This is a genomic window from Aeromicrobium sp. MLTX1 (assembly GCF_046452335.1).
GTDB lineage: Bacteria > Actinomycetota > Actinomycetes > Propionibacteriales > Nocardioidaceae > Aeromicrobium.
Genome location: NZ_JBKFDN010000001.1, coordinates 693,037 through 710,772 on the forward strand (window position 1 = coordinate 693,037; position 17,736 = coordinate 710,772).

Consider the following 17,736-nt stretch of genomic DNA (forward strand, 5'->3'; position numbering starts at 1 on the left):
TCACTCCTGGGTGAAGTCGATGATCTGGCGCAGCTCGGACCCGTCGGCGAGGTCGTCCATGGCGCGGTTGATGTCGTCGAGCGCGATCGTCGAGCTGACGAGGTGCTCCAGCGGCAGCTGGCCGGCGCGCCACATGTCGACGAAGACCGGGATGTCGCGCTTCGGAACGGCCGAGCCGAGGTAGCTGCCGACGAGCGTCTTGCCCTCGGCGACGAGCGCGAGCGGCGACAGCTCGATCGTGTCGTCGGGGGCGGGCAGGCCCACGGTGATCGTCTGGCCGCCCGGGGCGGTGAGCGCGATCGCCGAGGCGAACACGCGGCCGCTGCCGACTGCCTCGATCACGGCGTCGGCCTTGAAGCCGGACGCAGCGGCCTCGTCGGGGGTCAGCGCCTCGTGGACGCCGGCCTGGAGCGCGGCCGCGCGCTTGTGGTCGAGCGGGTCGATGCCGACGACGCGCACGCCCTCGAACGCGAGGGCGGTCAGCGCGGCCGCGAGGCCGACGCCGCCGAGGCCCACGACCGCCACGGTCTGGCCCGGCTTCGGCTTCGCGACGTTGATGACGGCGCCGCCGCCGGTGAGCACGGCGCAGCCGAGGACGGCCGCCACGTTCGGGGGCACGTCGTCCTCGACGGGGACGAGCGAGCGGTGGTCGACCACCGCGTGCGTGGCGAAGCCCGAGACGCCGAGGTGGTGCGTGACGGGAGAGCCGTCGCGGCTCAGCCGGCTGCCACCGGCGAGCAGCTCGCCGCCGCCGTTGGCCACCGAGCCGGGCACGCACGGCGCCATGCCGTCGGTGGCGCAGCCGGCGCACTCGCCACAGCGCGGGAGGAAGGTCATGATGACGCGCTGGCCGACCGCGAGGTCCGTGACCTCGGCGCCGACCTGCTCGATCCGACCGGCGGCCTCGTGGCCGAGCAGCATCGGCACGGGACGCGGGCGCTTGCCGTCGACGACGGAGAGGTCGGAGTGGCACACCCCGGCGGCCTCGACCCGCACCAGCACCTCGGTGGGCCCGGGCTCGGCGAGGTCGAGCTCGGCCACCTGCAGCGGGCGGGACTGGTCGAACGGGCTGGGAGCCCCGATGGACTCCAGGACGGCGCCACGAATCTTCACTTCTGCTCCTCGTCGTTCGGGGGGACGATCAACGGCCGGTGAACACGGCGTCGCGACGCTCGAGGTTCGCACTGATGCCTTCGGCGCAGTCCTCGGTCCGCCACAGCCACGTCTGCTCGCTGATCTCGTGGTCCAGGACCTGGGCCACGTCGTCGGCGAGCGACCCACGCAGGGTCTTGCGCATGGACGCTACCGCGAGCGGTGCACGGCTGGCGATGGTGTCCGCCAGCGCGATCGCGGCGTCGCGGATCTGGTCGGGCTCGACGAGCTCGTCGACGAGGCCGATCGCGTGCGCCTGGGTGCCGGTCAGGCGGGCCGAGGTCAGCAGCAGGCGCGAGGCCTGCTGCTCGCCGACGATGCGCGGCAGCGACACGCTCAGGCCGAAGCCCTGGTGGAAGCCGAGGGCCGAGAAGTTGGCGTGGAAGCGGCTCGAGTCGGCGGCCACGCGGAAGTCGGCCGCGCACGCCAGCCCGAGGCCGCCGCCGACGGCGGACCCCTGCACGGCGGCGACCACGGGGATCGGGATGGTGAACATGCGCGCGGCGGCGGCGTAGATGCGTCGCGAGGACTCGACGCGCGCCTCGGCCATGTCGCCCTCGGCGAAGTTCGCGCCGGCGCAGAAGTGCTTGCCCGCGGAGGCCAGCACGATCGCGCGCACGCCCTCCTCGGCCAGGGCGATGCCGGTGTCGGCGAGGAAGGTCAGCACCTCGACGTCGAAGTAGTTCGTCGGCGGCCGGTTCACCTCCAGGATCGCGATGTGGCCCTGGCGGGTGACGTTCACGGCGTCGGTCATGCGACGACTCCTTCTTCACGGTGGCGGGCGATGAGCCCTGAGAGGGACGGGGCCTCGAGCGCCCAGCCGGCGACCGCGTCCTCGACGTCGGCCTGCGACTGCCAGCGCTGGCGCCACGTCTGGACACGGCGGGTGAGGAACTGCAGGGCGTACTCGCGCGTCATGCCGATCGCGCCGTGCGCCTGGTGCGCCGAGCGGGCGCCCTGCACGGCGTTCTGCGCGGTGACGGCAGCGGTGGCCAGCACCTCGAACTCGCCGCCGCCGATGGACAGCGCGCCGGCGGCGCGGTCGACGCAGACCTGCGACATCTCGGCGGCCTGAGCCAGCGTGACGACGTGCAGCTGCACCGACTGGAACGAGCCGACGGGCTTGCCGAACTGGTGGCGCTCGGCGGTGTAGGACTGCGTGAGCTCGAACATCGCGCGGGTGAGGCCGGCGAGCACGGCGCTGCGCAGCAGGAGGGCGCGGCGGTGCACGTCCTCGGCCGTCACCGACAGCGGCGCGACCACGACGGGCGCGTCCGAGGCGACGACGGTCGGGACGGGCGTCCCGTCGATGTCGGTGTGCGGCTCGAGGGTGGCGTCGGCGGGGCGCAGCACGGCCACGACGTCGGCGCCCTCGGACTTCGCGAGCACCACGACGGCGGAGGCGTCGCCGGCGAACGCGACCTCGGGGAGGGTCGCGGTCAGGCGGTCGCCCGAGACCTCGACCGTCTCGGTCAGCCCGGCCACGGTCAGCGGGCCCTCGATGCGGTCGAGGCCGGCCCGCGCCACGAGCCACGCGGCGAGGTGGTGCTCGACGAACGGCGCGGGCGTGGCGCGGCGCGCGGCCTCGGCGACGAGTGTCACGAGGTCGGCCAGCGAGCCGCCGGCGCCTCCGCGCTCCTCGTCGATGCCGATCCACGGCAGGTCGAGCGACTCGGCCTTCTTCCACACGTCGGCGGCATACGTGCCGGCGCGCTCGGCCTCCTCGACGACTACGGGGGTCACCTCGGTGGCGAAGAAGTCCTCCAGCATGTCCCGCAGATCGGGGTCGACTTCGGTGCTGATGTCGCTCATGCGTTCTTCCTCAATCCCTTGGAGATGACCGAGCGGAGGATCTCGTTCGTGCCGCCGCGGATGGTCCAGGCCGGCGCGACCTGGACGGCCGTGGCGAGCAGGCGCTCGTACGGGTCGTCCGAGTCGGGGCGCGGCGTGCGGCCCCAGCGGCGCACCATCAGGTCGGTGCAGTCCTGCTCGAAGCGCGTGGCCATCTCCTTGATGAGCGCGGCCTCGGTGACGGGGTACTGGCCGGCGTCGACCATGCGGGCGACGGCCAGCGACATACCGCGGAACGCCCAGGCCCGGGCGGTCAGCGCGCCGAGCTCGGCCGCGTGGCCGCCGGGACGCTGCGCCTCCTGGCGGACCCAGCGGTCGAGCAGCGCCATGACGCTCATCCAGCGGTCGACGCCGCCGCGCTCGAGCGCGAGCTCGCCCGTGTTCTGCGACCAGCCGGCGCCGACCTCGCCGAGGCGGCGGTCGTCGGGGACGAAGACGTCGACGAACGAGAGCTCGCAGAAGTCCTTGGAGCCGTCGATGAACTCGATCGGCGAGACGGTCAGGCCGGGCGTGTGGCGGTCGATGATGAACTGCGTCATGCCGCGGTGGCGGTCCTCCGACGTGCGCAGCAGCGCCACGATGTGCGTGGCCGTGTACGCGCCGGTGGTCCAGATCTTGGTGCCGTTGATGCGCCAGCCGCCGTCGACCTGCTCGGCCCGCGTGCGCACCGACGCGAGGTCGGACCCGGAGTCGGGCTCGCTCATGCCGATGGAGAAGGAGTACTCCCCCGAGGCGATGCCCGGCAGGAACGTCTCCTTCTGCCACGGCGTGCCGTTGGCGGCGATGCCCGGGCCGAACTGGCGGTCGGCGATCCAGTGGTAGCCCACCGGCGCGCCGCGGGCCAGCAGCTCCTCGACGACGACGAGGCGGTCCACCGCGGTGCGGCCGTGGCCGCCGTACTCACGCGGCAGCGACATGCCGATCCAGCCCTGCGCGCCGAGGTCGCGCGAGAACTCGGGGTCGACGGCGCCACCCATGCCCAGGCCCAGCGGGTACGAGCCCTCGGGCAGGCGCTCGTCCAGCCACTCGCGCACCTCCTGCTTGAGCGCGCGCTCGGCGGGCGACAGCTCGGTCGCGGTCAGTCTCATGCCAGCCCCTTGACCGTGTCGGACTCCCCCGCACCGGACGGCCGGCCGGCGACGGAGTGGACGAGCTCGTCCAGGACTTCGGTGGTGTGCTCGCCGATGAGCGGCGCGGGACGACGCACGCTGGCGGGCGTGCGCGAGAAGTTCGCGAGCTGCGGGATCACGCGCCAGCCGCCGGCGGCGGGGTGCTGCGCGATCTCGAGGTCGTCGACGAGGTCCTGCAGGCTCGCCACGCGGGTGGCGGGGATGCCGACCTCGCGGCAGAACTCCAGCCACTCCTCGGTGGTGCGCTGCGGCGCGACCTTGCGGACGTCGCGGTAGAGCGAGTCGGAGTGGATCAGCGTGGCGCGCTGGTCGACGTAGCGGGGATCGGACTCGGCTCCCGCGACGCCGGCCTCGGCGAACAGCTGCGCGTAGTGGCGCGGCAGGTAGGGGAAGAGGTGCACCATCCCGTCCTTGGTCGGGTGCGGGCGGCGCTCGGGCGAGAGCACGCGCGGGTAGCCCGACGCGGGGCGGCCCTCGTCGTTCACGGGCGGCTCGGCGATAGCGCCGCTGCCGTGCTCGGCGAGCATGAACGCCGCGGTGGCCTGCTGCATCGGCACCTCGATGTGCTGGCCCTCGCCGGTGCGCTCGCGGTGGAAGAGGGCGGCGCTGATGGCCTGCGCCATGACGAGGCCACAGACCTTGTCGGCGAAGATCGTGGGCAGCAGCGAGGGGGTGCCGGTGACGCGCTCGACCATGTCGGCGACGCCGCTGGCGGCCTGGATGATGTCGTCGTACGCGGGCTCCTCGGAGCGGTCGCTGGCCAGCGGGAAGCCCTGGGCCTGGCAGTAGACGAGGTCGGGGCGCAGCTGCTTGAGCGAGTCGTAGTCGAGCCCGAGGCGCGTCAGCACCTGCGGGCGCATCGTGGCGACGACGACGTCGCACTGCGGGACGAGCTCGGCGATGATGCGCCGGCCCTCCTCGGACTTGAGGTCGATGTCGATCGAGCGCTTGTTGCGCAGCAGGTTGAGCGCGATGCCCGAGAGCTCTTTGTGCGGGCCGGGGCCCATCACGCGGTTGGTGTCGCCACCCGGCGCCTCGACGAGGATCACGTCGGCGCCCTGGTCGGCCAGCACCTGGGTGGCCAGGGGGCCCATGACGACACGCGTCAGGTCCAGGACACGGACGCCTGAGAAGGGTCCTGAGGGAGGGGTGTCCTCAGCGGCCATCGTGTTCGCCTTTCGTGGGGTACCGAAGTTCATGCATGAATGTATACTATTGTGAATGCTACCCTCGGAACGTCCGAGAGATCAAGGCGGGAGGCCCGATGACCATCGAGGAATCACGATCCCTGGACGCGACCTTCCGGTCGCGGCTCGAGGCCGGAGCGCTGGCGTTCCAGCGGTGTTCGGAGTCGCACGCGGTGTTCCCGCCGCGGCCCGTGTGCCCCTCGTGCGGATCGACCGAGCTGGCCTGGGGTGACAGCGAGGGTCGCGGCACCATCTACTCCGCCACGACAATCTCCCCGCGCGGGGTGGACCCGTACACGGTGGTCGTGGTCGACCTGGACGAGGGATTCCGCATGATGTCGCGCCTCGACGGCGACGACGCGCTGGCCGCGAAGATCGGCGACCGCGTCGAGACCGAGATCCGCCCGCTGGTCGCCGACGGCGAGCTGCTCCCCTTCGTCCGCCTGGAGGCCACCGCATGAGCACGACCGAGAAGGAGCTGCGCGGCAGCACGTCGATCGTGGGTGTCGCGGAGGCCGGACTGGGCGAGGTCGGCCCGGGCGTCTCGGCCCTGCAGATCGCCGGCGAGGCCTCGCTGGCCGCGCTCGCCGACGCCGGGCTCAAGCCCTCGGACGTCGACGCCGTCTTCTGCCACTCCGCCTTCTTCACGTTCCCCGCGACGACGCTGAGCGAGTACCTCGGCCTCACGCCGCGGTACGTCGACACCACCGCCACGGGCGGCAGCTCGTTCGTCGCGCACCTGCGCCACGCGACCGCCGCCATCAACTCCGGCATGGCCGAGGTCGCGCTGATCGCCTACGGCAGCAACCAGCGCTCGCACTCGGGTGGGCTCGCGACGTCCGGCGCGAACCTCGTGCCGTCCTACGAGAACCCGTTCGGCCCGCGGATGCCCGTGTCGGGCTACGCGCTGGCGGCCGCGCGCCACTTCCACGAGTACGGCACGACCCGCGAGCACCTCGCCGAGATCGCCGTGGCCGCCCGCAAGTGGGCGCAGCTGAACCCGGCCGCGTTCATGCGCGACGAGCTCACCCTCGACGAGGTGCTCAGCGCTCGCATGGTCTCCACTCCCCTGTCGGTGCGCGACTGCTGCCTCGTCACCGACGGCGCGGGCGCCGTGATCGTGACCTCCACCGAGCGGGCGCGCGACCTCGGCAAGCCGCTCGTGCCGGTGCTGTCGGCGGCCGAGGCGTCGCGCCACATGAACATCTCGACCACGCCCGACCTGACGACGACGGCGGCCAAGGAGTCGGGCGCTCGCGCGTTCGAGCTGGCCGGGCTGACGCCTGCCGACGTCGACGTCGTCGAGGTCTACGACGCGTTCACGATCAACACGCTGCTGTTCCTCGAGGACCTGGGCTTCTGCGCCAAGGGCGAGGGCGGCGAGTTCGTGTCGGGCGGCGCGATCGCGCCGGGCGGCCGGCTGCCGGTGAACACGAACGGCGGCGGCCTGTCCTACACGCACCCGGGCATGTACGGGATCTTCCTCATCATCGAGGCGGTCCGGCAGCTGCGCGGCGAGGCGGGCGACCGCCAGGTGGCCGATGCGCACGTCGGCCTCGTCCACGGCAACGGCGGCGTGCTGTCGAGCCAGGTGACGGCCCTGCTGGGCGACGCCACCACCCTCTGACCTCTTCCCACTCTGCACTTTTCACACGACGTAGGAGCACATTCATGACTGGAGTTCTGCAGGACCGCGTCGCGGTCATCACCGGCGCCGGCCAGGGCATCGGCCGCGCGATCGCCGAGCGCTACGCCGCCGAGGGCGCGAAGGTCGCCGTCACGGACATCGACGGCGCCCGCGCGCAGGAGGTCGCCGACGCGATCAACGCGAACGGTGGCACCGCGATCGGCGTGGCCAACGACGTGGCGAGCCGCGAGTCGGTCAACGCCGCCGCGGCCGAGATCGCCGAGAAGTTCGGCACCATCACCATCCTGGTGAGCAACGCCGGCGTCACCCGCCCCGCGATGCTGTGGAAGATGACCGACGAGCAGTGGGACATCGTGCAGCAGACGCACGTCAACGGCTCGTTCTACTGGCTGCAGGCCGTGGTGCCGGGCATGCGCGAGCTGAAGCAGGGCCACATCATCCTGACCAGCTCGGCCGCCGGCATCAACGGCACGATCGGCCAGATCAACTACGCCACCGCCAAGGCTGCGCTCCTGGGCATGGCCCGCTCGGCCTCCAAGGAGCTCGCCCCGGCGAACATCATCGTGAACGCGATCGCCCCCGCCGCGTCCACGCCGATGACCGAGACGATCCGCACCGACGAGCGCTTCAAGGACAAGTACCTCGAGTCCATCCCCATGGGCCGCTGGGCCGAGCCCGAGGAGATCGCCGGCGTCTACGTCTTCCTGGCCTCCCCGGACTGCAACTACATGACCGGCCAGACCTTCTCCGTCGACGGCGGCCGCGTCCCCGTCCGCTGAGCTGTTCGGCTTGAACTAAGCCCGCGACCTTCGGGTCGAGGGCTTAGTTCTACAGTGGATACTGGAGGACAGTGCGGGGCGTCTCAAAGTTCAGCGCGGCCGACCTGTCCGGCACATCGACACTTCGTTCAGCCGATCCCGGGCCCGCAAGACTGACGCAACTTCGCCAAGCACCAAACCGGAAGTGCTCACCGACCGAACCGCTGCAAGACGCCTGTTGACAACGGAGGGGAGCCGGATGACGCCCGTAAAGAACGAAAGCCGCAAACCGGAGCGCTGACCGCGGGCCAGCGATCGACAGGTCTCCTGTACCGTCGTTTGGGCGACCCCGAACGCCGCTCAAGTGACCCCATAACCGACAGGGTGCCCATCGGCGCGAGTGCAGCGGAAGGCTTCCGCGAGCCTCTGCTCCCGTACCGCGATGCTCGCCTCCATTTCAGTCTCGCTCGGCAGGCACTTGGTCATGCCACCGATGCCGCTCACGACTGCATCCGCAAGGGAGTGTCGACCGTGCAGCTTGGTGGCCCGCTGCTACATGCATCTATCGGGTCATCCGGCTCACGTTGAACGAGGGCCACGCCTAGCGGAGCGCAGGCCGAAAAGGCACTGGGCAGCGGCTTGAGTCAGTCGGCGTTTCTGAACATGACCGCGTCTCGTGAAGCCACGGCTCGACTCGGTCACTGGACATGGCACCCTCTCATCATGGAAGTCCTCGACCGCATCCTTCCGATCCTGACCCTGCTACTCGGCGCGGCCTCGACCTTCTTCATACAACGGTCGAACTCGGGCTACTCCCGACGCGTGGCAGCTGGAGACCTCTTGGCCGATTTGAGGCGCCAGGTGTGGTCGAAGGACACTCCCGACGGCTGGGTTAAACTTCAGGTTTACCTTGGCCGGCTGCGAGTCCACCTCCGCGAGGTCGGTGTCCCCGAGCTCATCATCAGCTCCCTGTCAGCGGCCGCCGAAGGTTTCTGGGACTCAACCGAGGAAGAGCCCGAGCACGGCTTAATCTTGGTCGGTGGTGGCGAGATCTCGGCCGAGTTGGATAACGCAGAGTCCAGAGTCCACCTTTGGCTGCGCAATGACTGGAGGAGCCGAGTCAAGCAGCGCAAACAGCGAACGCGAGCCCTTGCGTACGTCACGCGGGCACAGCAGGGGGCGTGACCTCAACTCTTGGGCGGAGCCCACGCGGCGGGGTGCAGAGGATCCGAGTTTCCCGAACCGTGCAGGGGGGACATACGCTGCCCGCCCAAGAAACCGTCGCAGTTGTGTCCAAGCCGCGGGTCATCGATCATCGCGTCCGGCGGAGGTCGACAGCCGCGCTCGTCGAAATTCGCGTGCAGAGCGATCTCTATCCGACTAGCAGCGCAATTGATCGCTGCTATCTCAGACGCCAGGAAGTCCCCCCTACCGCGGCAGGTACCCTTCTTCGTAAGCCCAGACAAAGAGCTCTTCACCGGAGTCGATCGGCAGTCGATCAGTGACCTCGAGAAGCGCATCAACGACAGCCGCTGCGTCAGCGCGTGGATTCTCGAAGATGGACCCGTACGCCTCGATGACCAACCAAAGGGTGTCGCGTGTTGTCACCCCGTGCGCATGAGCTTGCGTTATCGCGGCGCGCTCATCTATTAGGGCGACCATACCGCGGTGTTTGGCGATTGCGATGACCTCGCACTCGCCCAGGTGCTTTGTCTCGTCGCCACCCATTGCTGCCTTAACTTTGAGGGCAGTCCAGCCTTCGACTTCGGTCGGCTGGACGCGCTCAAGCCATTCGAGCGCGTTCATGTCCGGCATGCCCGCGTAGGTGTCTCGACCGTCCTCGATTTCCTTGACCACTGCAGAAGGTACGACTAAGACACTGTCCGGAGCCAATTGCTTTAGGAGCTCGCCGTAACCGGCCATGAACAAGTGCGTAATAACGCTCGTGTCCGTCACCCAGCGGATCTCAGGCATCGTGACGCGAGAACGAGTGACCCTCGAAAGAACCCGCGAGATGTTCGATCGTGCGTGGCTTCCTGCTCGGCAAATCGTCCCTACGCACCAAGCCGCGAAGCAACTCGAGCGTCCTCTCCTCGGTGAGTAGGTCGTCGCTGTACGCGTCCAAGCAGGCAGCCAAGAAGCCCGGCGACAGACTCGGAGCTTCGAGCTCCTCGACTCGTTCCAGTTCTAGCCGGAGCCAGTCGCCCGCCCTAGGAGTGAAGCCAGCCCATTCGTCGTGCGCCCGCCAGCTGATAACACCCAGATTGCGCAACTGGGCGATAGTCGCTGACCAACTCAGGCGGAAATCAAATGCCACGATCAAAGCGCGGTCGCGCTCCGAGTGCGCCGGGTGGCTGTTCCATGACTTCGTGACCCCGGCGCGCGGGGCCAAGAAATGTATCGCGAAAGCATCGATCATCTTTTCGGCCTGAGGACTGGCCTCAGAGTCGTAAGCGTCACCGAAGATCCAGTGACCGAGCTCGTGTGCCAGCGTCATCCGACGACGACCTGTGGGCACCTGGCCGTTTATGACGGTGGCACCGAACTTGGCCGCTCCTGCCTCGACCTCAACACACCCTCCGTCAGAGCCGTTCTCGCCTAGCGCCGCCGCGTACGAGTACAAGCCCAGCGCTTCGCAGATGCGAGCCAGGTTCGTGACGGGCTCGTGAGGCTCGAGGCCAACGAGTTGGCGGAACCTCCCTGCGGCCGCCTCGGCCGACTTCACAGTTCTGGGTGTGTGGCGGTTTGGCAAGTCCACCGGCTCCAACTTGCCCAGTCTGGCGAGCGTTCGCACGTCGCCAGCAAACTGTTCGATTTCGACGTCGAGGTGGGCGCTCGACTCGTGCGTGTCCCGGAACGAAGATCGGCGACTCACTGCCGCCGGGATCGGCTCCTCTACGAAGAAAGAGAGCGGTCGGTCTAGGACGCGCGCGATGGCCACCAACTCAGTGACCTTCAGTGTCCGTTTGCCGCTCTCAAGCGCCACGATCGCGGTGCGATCGAGGTCAACAGCGCGCGCGACACTCTCTTGGGTCTGACCAGCGATGTTGCGAGCTTCGGCCAGCCGCTTGCCTAGGAGAAACCTATCCACAAGTTCGATAATCGCACATGCGTTGACGGCGCATCTCAACAAAGCATGGCGATCAATGCAAAGGCGAATGCCGGGCGAGTCGCGCCAAGCGTGACACTTGCTTCGCCGAACCCGACCCGCCACCGCACGCAGAGGAGGCGAGGGCTTGAGCACCGGGCACAGCGAGCTGGCCGACGCACCGCTGCAGCTTGGCGCAGGGTCTAAGTGTGCGGACGCTCGCTGTCCTTCATCGCCCTCGCGCCCTTGATGAACTCATGGACGCGACGTCCACCACCTGGTCGGGCGTCACGCCAGCTACAGCCCCACTCGCTCCCGGGTGGACTTGGCGAAGCCGTTGGCACCCTCCGGCGCCGAGCCGCAGGAGAACGAGTCGTCATCCGGCCGTCACACCGGTTGAAGCCTTGCGAATCGGCGAGTCCATGAGCCTGTTGCGGGGGATCGAAGCTAGTGTCGAAGTCGCAATGAGGAGGAACCATGGCGCCATTCATTGGGCCCACCGAATTGCTCGATCTCGTTCTGGCGTCTGGAGTCCGGGGGGTCGAAACCCCGAGCAATGCAATCTTGCGCCACTCGGCTGAACTCTTGGCTGTCTCGGAGCCATCCCTGGCCCCGCTCGACGTCAAAACGTATCGGGTGCGTCGGGCTCGGTGGCAATCTGGCGAGGGCCCTTCGCTCACAGGCATCGACAGGTTCATCGACGTCCTGGAGTCGCCGTCGGAGCCCGTCTCGGTTGTCTCTGCGGCAGGCGAGTCGACCACGTATGTGTGCTTGTTGGACGCTGCCAGAACCCGTGGCCTCGCGGTGCTGGCGGTCGACGCCCCACATGCGAATGGTTAGTCTTCCCCGCCAACTGCTTTTCCCGATGTTGTCGAGTGCCGACACGCGGCGAAGCGCAGCAGGCTAGTCACTGGTTCCTTGGGAGTGTCTCTGCCAAGTCAATTCGAGTTCGAAGCCTCGCGATTGGTCCGTTCCATATCCCAGTTCGGAATGCCCATTGCCCCGCGACCAAGCTGGGTGAAACTCCGAGTGTCCTGGCTAGCGACCGAATACCCTCTGGCGATTTCGCACTCATGAGCTGGGACTGATACTTCTCTGGGACTAGGCAGCCCTGCGCAAAAGCGTTCGCTGCCGTCTCTTGCGAGTCGTCGTCGTCATTCGCTAGGGATCCAAGGTCAACGAAGGTGCTTCTCTTGGGATGCAGGAGGACATGGGCAACCTCGTGCAACATCGTGAACCACAACCCATCCAGTGACTTGTAGCGGCTCGTGACGGCGATCATCGGAGTTCCGTTCACCCATCGCGACACTCCGCTGATCCGCGTGGAGTGGATCTCTGGCACAAAGACGAGGACGACGCCTGCGTCTAACAGCGCCCCCTGCGCGCGCCTGAAGGCCTCTCCGACCTCGAAAGTAGTCAGTTTGGGCAACTCAGCGGCCACGGACCGAAGCTTCTGCGCGTCGTAATCGGGGGCTTTTGCTGCAATTGGCAGCGCCTGAAGTTCCGATAGACGCAGCCACACTGCAGTCAGATCTGGATCGATGGTGTGGAATTGGCTCCGTTTGTAAGACGCCTGCGGCTCGAGCCAGGTCTTCGCGTAGGCGTTAGGCGACGCGACGGAGAAGAAGGTCAGTAGCTTCGCGGCGATTTCGGTATCGGCATCGTCGGCGTCGATTACGCCGCGCTCGCGCAGCAATGCTCGCGGGAACCTGGCCGCCCACTCGGTGAAGCCGGAGATTGCTTTGCGCCTGTCGGAACGGGCTTCCTGTGCCTGACGGGAGGCTTCGAGCTGTAGCCAAGTTTCTGCGGATGTGCCGAGAATCTCCTCTAGCGTGACGGCAACATCGGCTGAGAGAGGTGCGGTCCCCTTGATCACCAGATTTATGTGCTTGGTGCTCAGCCCGGTCCGCGCTGCCAGCTGTGCCTGACTGATCGATCGCGCATCTAGCTCCCTTTGGAGTATCCGGCCAGGCGTTGGCGCGAAGTCGAACCTAGTGTCGGTGGCGTTGTATCTGGTCATGGGTGTCTTCTAGCTCGCCAGCCGGGAGACCGACTCGCCGCGAACTCGTAGATCATCGATGACCAGTGCTCGACACGTCGCGTAGTCGGGCAGGGACTTCAGGTCCTGGATCTGCTGAGGAATGCCGTCGGAGTTGAGCGGACGTGTGTGCATGTCAATCTCCTCTATCGAAAAGGTGAGTTTTCCCGCGGCGACGCCGACTCGAACACTTCGAAAGGTGGTGATCGCCGCGAGTCGAGAGGCCCGCGCGACCAAGTTCAGAAGGTCCTCTGCAGCTTCGGCCTGATCGCCGGTGAGCGCCCGCAGACGCGTACCGCAGACGCAGCAGCTCTCCAGTTCGGAGTGCGACCAAGCCAAATGCACGCGTTTACCTCTTTGGTAAAGATGTCTTGTGTTAGGGTTGTGTTTACCCGACAGGTACACACTACTCTCTCGCGGCCGTGAGGGAGAACGACACGCTACAGAAGGAGGGTCCAAGATGGCCCCCGTACACAACCCCCTACAGATCTCAATTGACGGCAGGACGTTCCGGATTCGCGACGAAGACCAGGAGGCGACCAGCCTCTTGCGCCTCGCCGGACGTGAACCGAAAACGTGGGACCTCTTCCTCGTCGACGAAAACGGCGTCGAAGTTAGGATCGAAGACGAGCAGATCGTCAACCTCAAGGACGACGAGCGGTTCGTCACCCGCCAGAAGCTCCGCTTCACGATCGACGGCGAGCCGTACAAGACGTACGACGACGACCAGACGGCGACAGCCCTGCTCCTCCTTGCCGGTCTCGACCCCGCCGCCTATGACCTGACCCGCATCCTCTCCACCGGCGCTCCTGAGCAGTTCGCTGATGAACAGGTCGTCAGAATTCAGAACGGCGACGAGTTCATCACGGCGAAGCGTGTTGGCGGTGTCGCGTGACCGAACGAAACGAGCTGGCCCTGGCGGCCAGCCAGTTCATGGATGACATGGCTGCTGTGGGCGCTCCGGCGCGCATCGATGGCGCCCGGATCCTCTATGAGGTGAAGGCGGTCGGGGGAGCGCTGAGCGGACGGCTCGTCACGACGGGTGTCAGCGTCGCCGAGGTGGAGAGCTGGCCGATGGTGCCGCCTCACTGGATTCACCTCCCCGACTCGGTGATGTTCGAAGCCACCAACGTGGACGATATTGACTGTCCACCCGGGTGGAAACGTCATTCCCGTGACTTCGCCTTCACTGACATGACCATCCCGCCTGCCCTGTCATGGCTTCGCCATGTGCGCGGTTTCGTCTCAATTGCTACCGCGGCAGCTGCCTAGTATGCGCTACTCGGTAGCGATGACCGGCGAGGTCGAAGCCGCGATGCGCGCGCACCTAGTGCGAGACGACGGCCAAGAGGACGTGCTGATCGCCACGTACGTGCTGTCGACCGGAACCGAGCGGACTACGGCTCTGATCAAGTCGGTGATCTACCCGCTCGAGGGCGATCGCCTTGTGCACCGCAACGCGTCATTCACAAGTAGGTACGTCCTTCGAGCATCGAACGAAGCCCGCACACTCGGTCACGGACTGGTGCTGCTTCACTCGCATCCCGGAGGTCGTGGCTGGCAAGGCCTCAGCGCCATGGATCACGAGACGGAGTCTGAGTACGAACGCGTCGCCCGAGCCATCACCTCGAAGCCACTCTTAGGTATGACACTAGGTGTGCGCGACACGTCGTGGTCGGCACGCTTCTGGTTCGAGCGAGAAACTCCGATCTGGGCGGAGTCCGTGCGTTCGGTCTCCTCCAAACTCACAGTGACTTGGAACGACGCAATCCGGCCCGGCCCTCCCGTGACCAACTCGCAGATCCGCACAGTCTCCTCGTGGGGGGAAAGCCGCCAAGCGTCGATCGCACGTCTCCGGGTTCTTGTCGTCGGTGCTGGCAGCGTCGGACTCGATGTTGCCCAACGTCTCGCCGCAACCGGTCTCATGACAGTCGGCGTCATGGACTACGACGCGGTAGAAAGCCTAAACCTAGATCGCATGATCGGCGCGACCAGATTGGATGCCGCGCTTGGTCGATCGAAGGCCGGAGTAGCAGCCCGGTTGATGCGATCATCATCAACTGCTGATCAATTCGAGGTTTGGAAGCATGAGGTCAGCATCAGTGATCCAGTGGGAGTAATGGCCGCCCTCGACTATGACGTGATCTTCTCCTGCGTCGATGCGCCTTGGCCGCGAGCAGTACTGAACGCGATCGCCTACACGGACCTGATTCCGGTCATCGATGGGGGTATCGCAATCGACACCCTTCCTGACGGACGCATGCGCAACGGAATTTGGCGAGCGCACACACTCGCGCCTGGCCGCCCCTGCATGGTGTGCCTTGGACAACTCCTGCTAGGCGAGGTCGCTCTCGACAAGCAGGGCCTGCTCGACGATCCGGTCTACATTGCAGCGGCCGGTCGACAAGCTCCATCTAGACAGAACGTCGCCGCACTCTCAGCGAGCGTCAGTGCCGCCTTACTGGCGCAGTTCGTGAGCCTCGTCGCGCATCCCGGAGGTCGAGGCGTTTCTGCCCCACTCCGGTACGTCTTGTCCACACACACGCTGCAGCACGCAACAGCGACGTCCGGACGCTTCTGCCCCTACGAGGCCGCCACAGCCGCAGGGGACGAGCGCACAAGCATTGCTGAACACCGCGACGACTGGCGGAAGGTCGTCAGCGGCCGAGCCAAGATGAAGCCCCCACTACGCCTTCGGGCGATCGCGGCGGCCGAACGAATCTTGCTGCGGCTCATCTCTCGTCTTTGATCGGTTTACGATCGACGACCTAGCTGACGCGCCGAGGTTGAATTCGCGATCCCGGCCAAGCGCCCGTTCTGTCGGCGGCCGCGCTCTAGTTACCTAGCTCGAGGACTCGGCTCGAATCAGCCGTGCCACCCATCGATCTCCGATTGTCACCGCTGTCTATCTGGGCGGAATGATTCAGCCTCTGGAACTTTCACGCTAGCGCGGGAGGGCGCGGACTCAGCCGACTGGGACGACGTAGGACTCGACCTCGGCGATCAGGTCGCCGCGAAAGGTGAACAGGTCGCTGTAGACGAACGCGAAGCGACCCGCCTGCTTGTGGTGGCCGACGCCCGTGCCCGTGAGGATGAAGACGTCGCCGACTTCGAATGTGCGGTCGACGGTCAACTCCGGGCTGCCCTCGAAGTCCGCGTTCTCGATCTCGGTGTCGAACTCCTCCTTGCCACGCGTCGTCCGGACGCCGTGCACGTGCCACACCACGTCGTCCGTCAGGCAACTCAGCACCAACTCGTGGTCGCTGCGACGGAAGCCCTCCATGTAGCGGTCGAGGACCTCTAGCCTGGGGTTGGTCATGCGCTTCGCCTCCACGACGGCGAGCAAGTCCGGTGGTGGGCACTCTGCCAACGCATCGTCGCTCGCGCCAGACCTTCTCTGCGAATCGGAGTACGGAATCGCGGGTACGCGTCTCTCCACTGGCGACACCAGCGGCTCGCCACGGATGGAGAACGTCATGCCCAGTCACCGCACTTTGAAAACCGAATCCGCCTCCGGGACGAACCGTCGGCGCCGGCGCGGCGTTCTTCTGTCCCTCGCGTTAGTTGTCGGCCTGCTCAGTGCTGCGACGAGCGCCCAGGCGCGTGAGGCCACGACGCCGGACCCCGCGGGCGGTGGGTCGAGTGCCTTCGACCTCTACAAGGTCAAGGTCGTCAACAACGCCAAGGGCGTGCGGGTCACCGTGCGGATGAAGCCGGTCGACTGGAACGCGGAGTCCACTCCGGTCGGCGAGTTCCGCCTCCTCCTCGACACGAACCACAAGTCGGCGGGGGCCGAGTTCGCCGACGAGGTCGGCATCCCCGGCGACGGGGGCTTCCGCGCGCTCAAGGGATCCACGGCCCACCGTGAGAGCTGGGTGACCTACCCGTTCCCCGGCACGTGCGGCAAGACCGTGCGCGAGCGGTACGACCTCGAGAACGGCATCGTCGTGGTCCACGTCAAGCCGAAGAAGGGCTGCCTGTACCACCCGAAGTACGTCCGGGTGAACGTGCGGAGCATCCAGTCCGGGTACATCGACGACTCCGGTTACCACGCGTACACGCCGGCGCGCATCGACCACTTGCCGTACAAGAACTCGTTCACCCCGTGGGTGAAGTACTCGAAGAAGTAGCCGAACCGGCGAACAGGCGGCGAGGACGAACCTAGGCTCACGTGGGTGAAGTCCGTTCTCGCTGCCGTCGCCGTCGCGTCTGCCCTGGTTCTCGCAGCGTGCGGGCCCTCCAGCCCGGACGTCGACCCGCAGAAGTACGGGACCGTCGTCGAGGAGGCCCCCCGCAAGCTCCTCTCGGAGGACCAGATCGAGACGGCGCTGCTCACCGTGAAGGACCTTCCCGACGGGTGGAGCGTCTCCCCCGCCCCTGACCCTGCTGGTGGGTCCGAGGTGCGGAGGGATTCCTCGTACCCGGCGTGCCAGAAGCTCACGAAGACCTTGGACGACGACATCTCGGCGTCCGGCACGGGTGACGTCTACTTCTCGCGGAGCGAGAACGGTCCCTTCCTGAGCCAGTCAGTGCTCTCGCGGCCGAAGCGCGAGGTTCTGAAGGAGATGAAGTCGCTCCGGAAGGTGCTCGCGGACTGCCCCTCCTACACCGAGACAGCCCAAGGCATGACGATCACGTACCAGCCCTCGAGCATGGCCTTTCCGAAACTCGGCGACGACACGGTGGCGCTGAGGCTGCGCTCCAGCTCGGGCGGGCAGGCCATCGACGTCCCGATGGTGATCGTCCGGGTCGGCAGGACTCTCGTCATGCTCGCGTCGTTCGAGGTCGGCCGGAGCATGACGCCTCAGGACTTCGAGGCCGTGGCGCGGACCGCCGTCAAGAAGGCCAAGGCTGCTGCGAAGTGAGCCCTGCCGGAACGCGCCC

The 17,736-nt window shown here is 66.9% G+C and carries 19 protein-coding genes; 9 read left to right on the plus strand and 10 right to left on the minus strand.

Annotated elements, in window-relative coordinates:
• From ACK99Q_RS03200 to ACK99Q_RS03220, 5 genes are read right to left on the minus strand one after another with little or no spacing between them, the layout of a single operon-like run.
• Positions 1–1,113 (minus strand): alcohol dehydrogenase catalytic domain-containing protein, encoded by a 1,113-nt coding sequence (locus tag ACK99Q_RS03200; RefSeq protein ID WP_410184795.1) that lies wholly within the window; start codon positions 1,111–1,113, stop codon positions 1–3.
• Positions 1,114–1,141: 28 nt separating this feature from the next.
• The gene (locus ACK99Q_RS03205; RefSeq protein ID WP_410184796.1) at positions 1,142–1,906 is read right to left on the minus strand and encodes an enoyl-CoA hydratase/isomerase family protein; all 765 of its coding nucleotides are present in this window, start codon (positions 1,904–1,906) and stop codon (positions 1,142–1,144) included.
• A complete protein-coding gene (locus tag ACK99Q_RS03210) occupies positions 1,903–2,964 on the minus strand; it encodes an acyl-CoA dehydrogenase family protein (RefSeq protein ID WP_410184797.1) in 1,062 nt (353 codons plus the stop codon). The genes ACK99Q_RS03205 and ACK99Q_RS03210 overlap by 4 nt, the downstream gene beginning before the upstream one ends.
• The gene (locus tag ACK99Q_RS03215) at positions 2,961–4,091 is read right to left on the minus strand and encodes an acyl-CoA dehydrogenase family protein (RefSeq protein WP_410184798.1); all 1,131 of its coding nucleotides are present in this window, start codon (positions 4,089–4,091) and stop codon (positions 2,961–2,963) included. Before ACK99Q_RS03215 ends, ACK99Q_RS03210 begins: the two co-directional genes overlap by 4 nt.
• Positions 4,088–5,332, minus strand: coding sequence for a CaiB/BaiF CoA transferase family protein (locus tag ACK99Q_RS03220; protein ID WP_410184799.1), 1,245 nt, complete (start codon positions 5,330–5,332; stop codon positions 4,088–4,090). The genes ACK99Q_RS03215 and ACK99Q_RS03220 overlap by 4 nt, the downstream gene beginning before the upstream one ends.
• A gap of 65 nt (positions 5,333–5,397) precedes the next feature.
• Here ACK99Q_RS03220 and ACK99Q_RS03225 point away from each other — a divergent pair, with 65 nt between their 5' ends.
• From ACK99Q_RS03225 to ACK99Q_RS03240, 4 genes are all read left to right on the plus strand, one after another.
• Positions 5,398–5,781 (plus strand): Zn-ribbon domain-containing OB-fold protein, encoded by a 384-nt coding sequence (locus tag ACK99Q_RS03225; protein WP_269304746.1) that lies wholly within the window; start codon positions 5,398–5,400, stop codon positions 5,779–5,781.
• Positions 5,778–6,947: an acetyl-CoA acetyltransferase gene (locus tag ACK99Q_RS03230; RefSeq protein WP_410184800.1), complete on the plus strand. Its 1,170-nt coding sequence runs from the start codon at positions 5,778–5,780 to the stop codon at positions 6,945–6,947. Before ACK99Q_RS03225 ends, ACK99Q_RS03230 begins: the two co-directional genes overlap by 4 nt.
• Before the next feature lie 44 nt (positions 6,948–6,991).
• Positions 6,992–7,747 (plus strand): SDR family NAD(P)-dependent oxidoreductase, encoded by a 756-nt coding sequence (locus ACK99Q_RS03235; protein WP_410184801.1) that lies wholly within the window; start codon positions 6,992–6,994, stop codon positions 7,745–7,747.
• A 702-nt stretch (positions 7,748–8,449) separates the two neighbouring features.
• Entirely contained in the window at positions 8,450–8,911 is a 462-nt protein-coding gene (locus ACK99Q_RS03240) for a hypothetical protein (RefSeq protein WP_410184802.1), read from the plus strand.
• Between the two features lie 243 nt (positions 8,912–9,154).
• Here the strand turns inward: ACK99Q_RS03240 and ACK99Q_RS03245 are convergent, their stop codons facing one another.
• From ACK99Q_RS03245 to ACK99Q_RS03260, 4 genes are all read right to left on the minus strand, one after another.
• Positions 9,155–9,700, minus strand: coding sequence for a hypothetical protein (locus tag ACK99Q_RS03245; protein WP_410184803.1), 546 nt, complete (start codon positions 9,698–9,700; stop codon positions 9,155–9,157).
• Complete coding sequence (locus ACK99Q_RS03250) at positions 9,693–10,817, minus strand: helix-turn-helix domain-containing protein (protein ID WP_410184804.1); 1,125 nt, start codon at positions 10,815–10,817, stop codon at positions 9,693–9,695. The genes ACK99Q_RS03245 and ACK99Q_RS03250 overlap by 8 nt, the downstream gene beginning before the upstream one ends.
• Before the next feature lie 904 nt (positions 10,818–11,721).
• Positions 11,722–12,834, minus strand: coding sequence for a HigA family addiction module antitoxin (locus ACK99Q_RS03255; RefSeq protein WP_410184805.1), 1,113 nt, complete (start codon positions 12,832–12,834; stop codon positions 11,722–11,724).
• A 9-nt stretch (positions 12,835–12,843) separates the two neighbouring features.
• Positions 12,844–13,197, minus strand: coding sequence for a hypothetical protein (locus ACK99Q_RS03260; protein ID WP_410184806.1), 354 nt, complete (start codon positions 13,195–13,197; stop codon positions 12,844–12,846).
• Positions 13,198–13,312: 115 nt separating this feature from the next.
• On the opposite strand from ACK99Q_RS03260, the gene ACK99Q_RS03265 reads away from it, so the two are divergent.
• From ACK99Q_RS03265 to ACK99Q_RS03275, 3 genes are read left to right on the plus strand one after another with little or no spacing between them, the layout of a single operon-like run.
• A complete protein-coding gene (locus ACK99Q_RS03265; RefSeq protein WP_410184807.1) occupies positions 13,313–13,747 on the plus strand; it encodes a hypothetical protein in 435 nt (144 codons plus the stop codon).
• Positions 13,744–14,124 (plus strand): hypothetical protein, encoded by a 381-nt coding sequence (locus tag ACK99Q_RS03270; RefSeq protein ID WP_410184808.1) that lies wholly within the window; start codon positions 13,744–13,746, stop codon positions 14,122–14,124. The genes ACK99Q_RS03265 and ACK99Q_RS03270 overlap by 4 nt, the downstream gene beginning before the upstream one ends.
• 19 nt (positions 14,125–14,143) lie before the next feature.
• Positions 14,144–15,601 carry a ThiF family adenylyltransferase gene (locus ACK99Q_RS03275; protein ID WP_410184809.1) on the plus strand — a complete coding sequence of 486 codons (1,458 nt, stop codon included), beginning with the start codon at positions 14,144–14,146 and terminating at the stop codon, positions 15,599–15,601.
• Between the two features lie 216 nt (positions 15,602–15,817).
• Here ACK99Q_RS03275 and ACK99Q_RS03280 read toward each other — a convergent pair whose 3' ends face one another.
• Complete coding sequence (locus ACK99Q_RS03280; RefSeq protein WP_410184810.1) at positions 15,818–16,330, minus strand: nuclear transport factor 2 family protein; 513 nt, start codon at positions 16,328–16,330, stop codon at positions 15,818–15,820.
• Between the two features lie 16 nt (positions 16,331–16,346).
• Here ACK99Q_RS03280 and ACK99Q_RS03285 point away from each other — a divergent pair, with 16 nt between their 5' ends.
• On the plus strand, positions 16,347–16,982 hold the full coding sequence (locus tag ACK99Q_RS03285; RefSeq protein WP_410184811.1) for a hypothetical protein: 636 nt from the start codon (positions 16,347–16,349) through the stop codon (positions 16,980–16,982).
• A gap of 45 nt (positions 16,983–17,027) precedes the next feature.
• Positions 17,028–17,717, plus strand: coding sequence for a hypothetical protein (locus tag ACK99Q_RS03290; protein WP_410184812.1), 690 nt, complete (start codon positions 17,028–17,030; stop codon positions 17,715–17,717).
• The last annotated feature ends 19 nt before the right edge of the window (positions 17,718–17,736 follow it).

Bases quoted from the DNA above. Each gene is read 5' to 3' on its own strand.
- ACK99Q_RS03205 (WP_410184796.1), bottom strand. From the start codon at position 1,906: ATGACCGACGCCGTGAACGTCACCCGCCAGGGCCACATCGCGATCCTG.
- ACK99Q_RS03210 (WP_410184797.1), bottom strand. From the start codon at position 2,964: ATGAGCGACATCAGCACCGAAGTCGACCCCGATCTGCGGGACATGCTG.
- ACK99Q_RS03215 (WP_410184798.1), bottom strand. From the start codon at position 4,091: ATGAGACTGACCGCGACCGAGCTGTCGCCCGCCGAGCGCGCGCTCAAG.
- ACK99Q_RS03220 (WP_410184799.1), bottom strand. From the start codon at position 5,332: ATGAACTTCGGTACCCCACGAAAGGCGAACACGATGGCCGCTGAGGAC.
- ACK99Q_RS03225 (WP_269304746.1), top strand. From the start codon at position 5,398: ATGACCATCGAGGAATCACGATCCCTGGACGCGACCTTCCGGTCGCGG.
- ACK99Q_RS03230 (WP_410184800.1), top strand. From the start codon at position 5,778: ATGAGCACGACCGAGAAGGAGCTGCGCGGCAGCACGTCGATCGTGGGT.
- ACK99Q_RS03235 (WP_410184801.1), top strand. From the start codon at position 6,992: ATGACTGGAGTTCTGCAGGACCGCGTCGCGGTCATCACCGGCGCCGGC.
- ACK99Q_RS03240 (WP_410184802.1), top strand. From the start codon at position 8,450: ATGGAAGTCCTCGACCGCATCCTTCCGATCCTGACCCTGCTACTCGGC.
- ACK99Q_RS03245 (WP_410184803.1), bottom strand. From the start codon at position 9,700: ATGCCTGAGATCCGCTGGGTGACGGACACGAGCGTTATTACGCACTTG.
- ACK99Q_RS03255 (WP_410184805.1), bottom strand. From the start codon at position 12,834: ATGACCAGATACAACGCCACCGACACTAGGTTCGACTTCGCGCCAACG.
- ACK99Q_RS03265 (WP_410184807.1), top strand. From the start codon at position 13,313: ATGGCCCCCGTACACAACCCCCTACAGATCTCAATTGACGGCAGGACG.
- ACK99Q_RS03275 (WP_410184809.1), top strand. From the start codon at position 14,144: ATGACCGGCGAGGTCGAAGCCGCGATGCGCGCGCACCTAGTGCGAGAC.
- ACK99Q_RS03280 (WP_410184810.1), bottom strand. From the start codon at position 16,330: ATGACGTTCTCCATCCGTGGCGAGCCGCTGGTGTCGCCAGTGGAGAGA.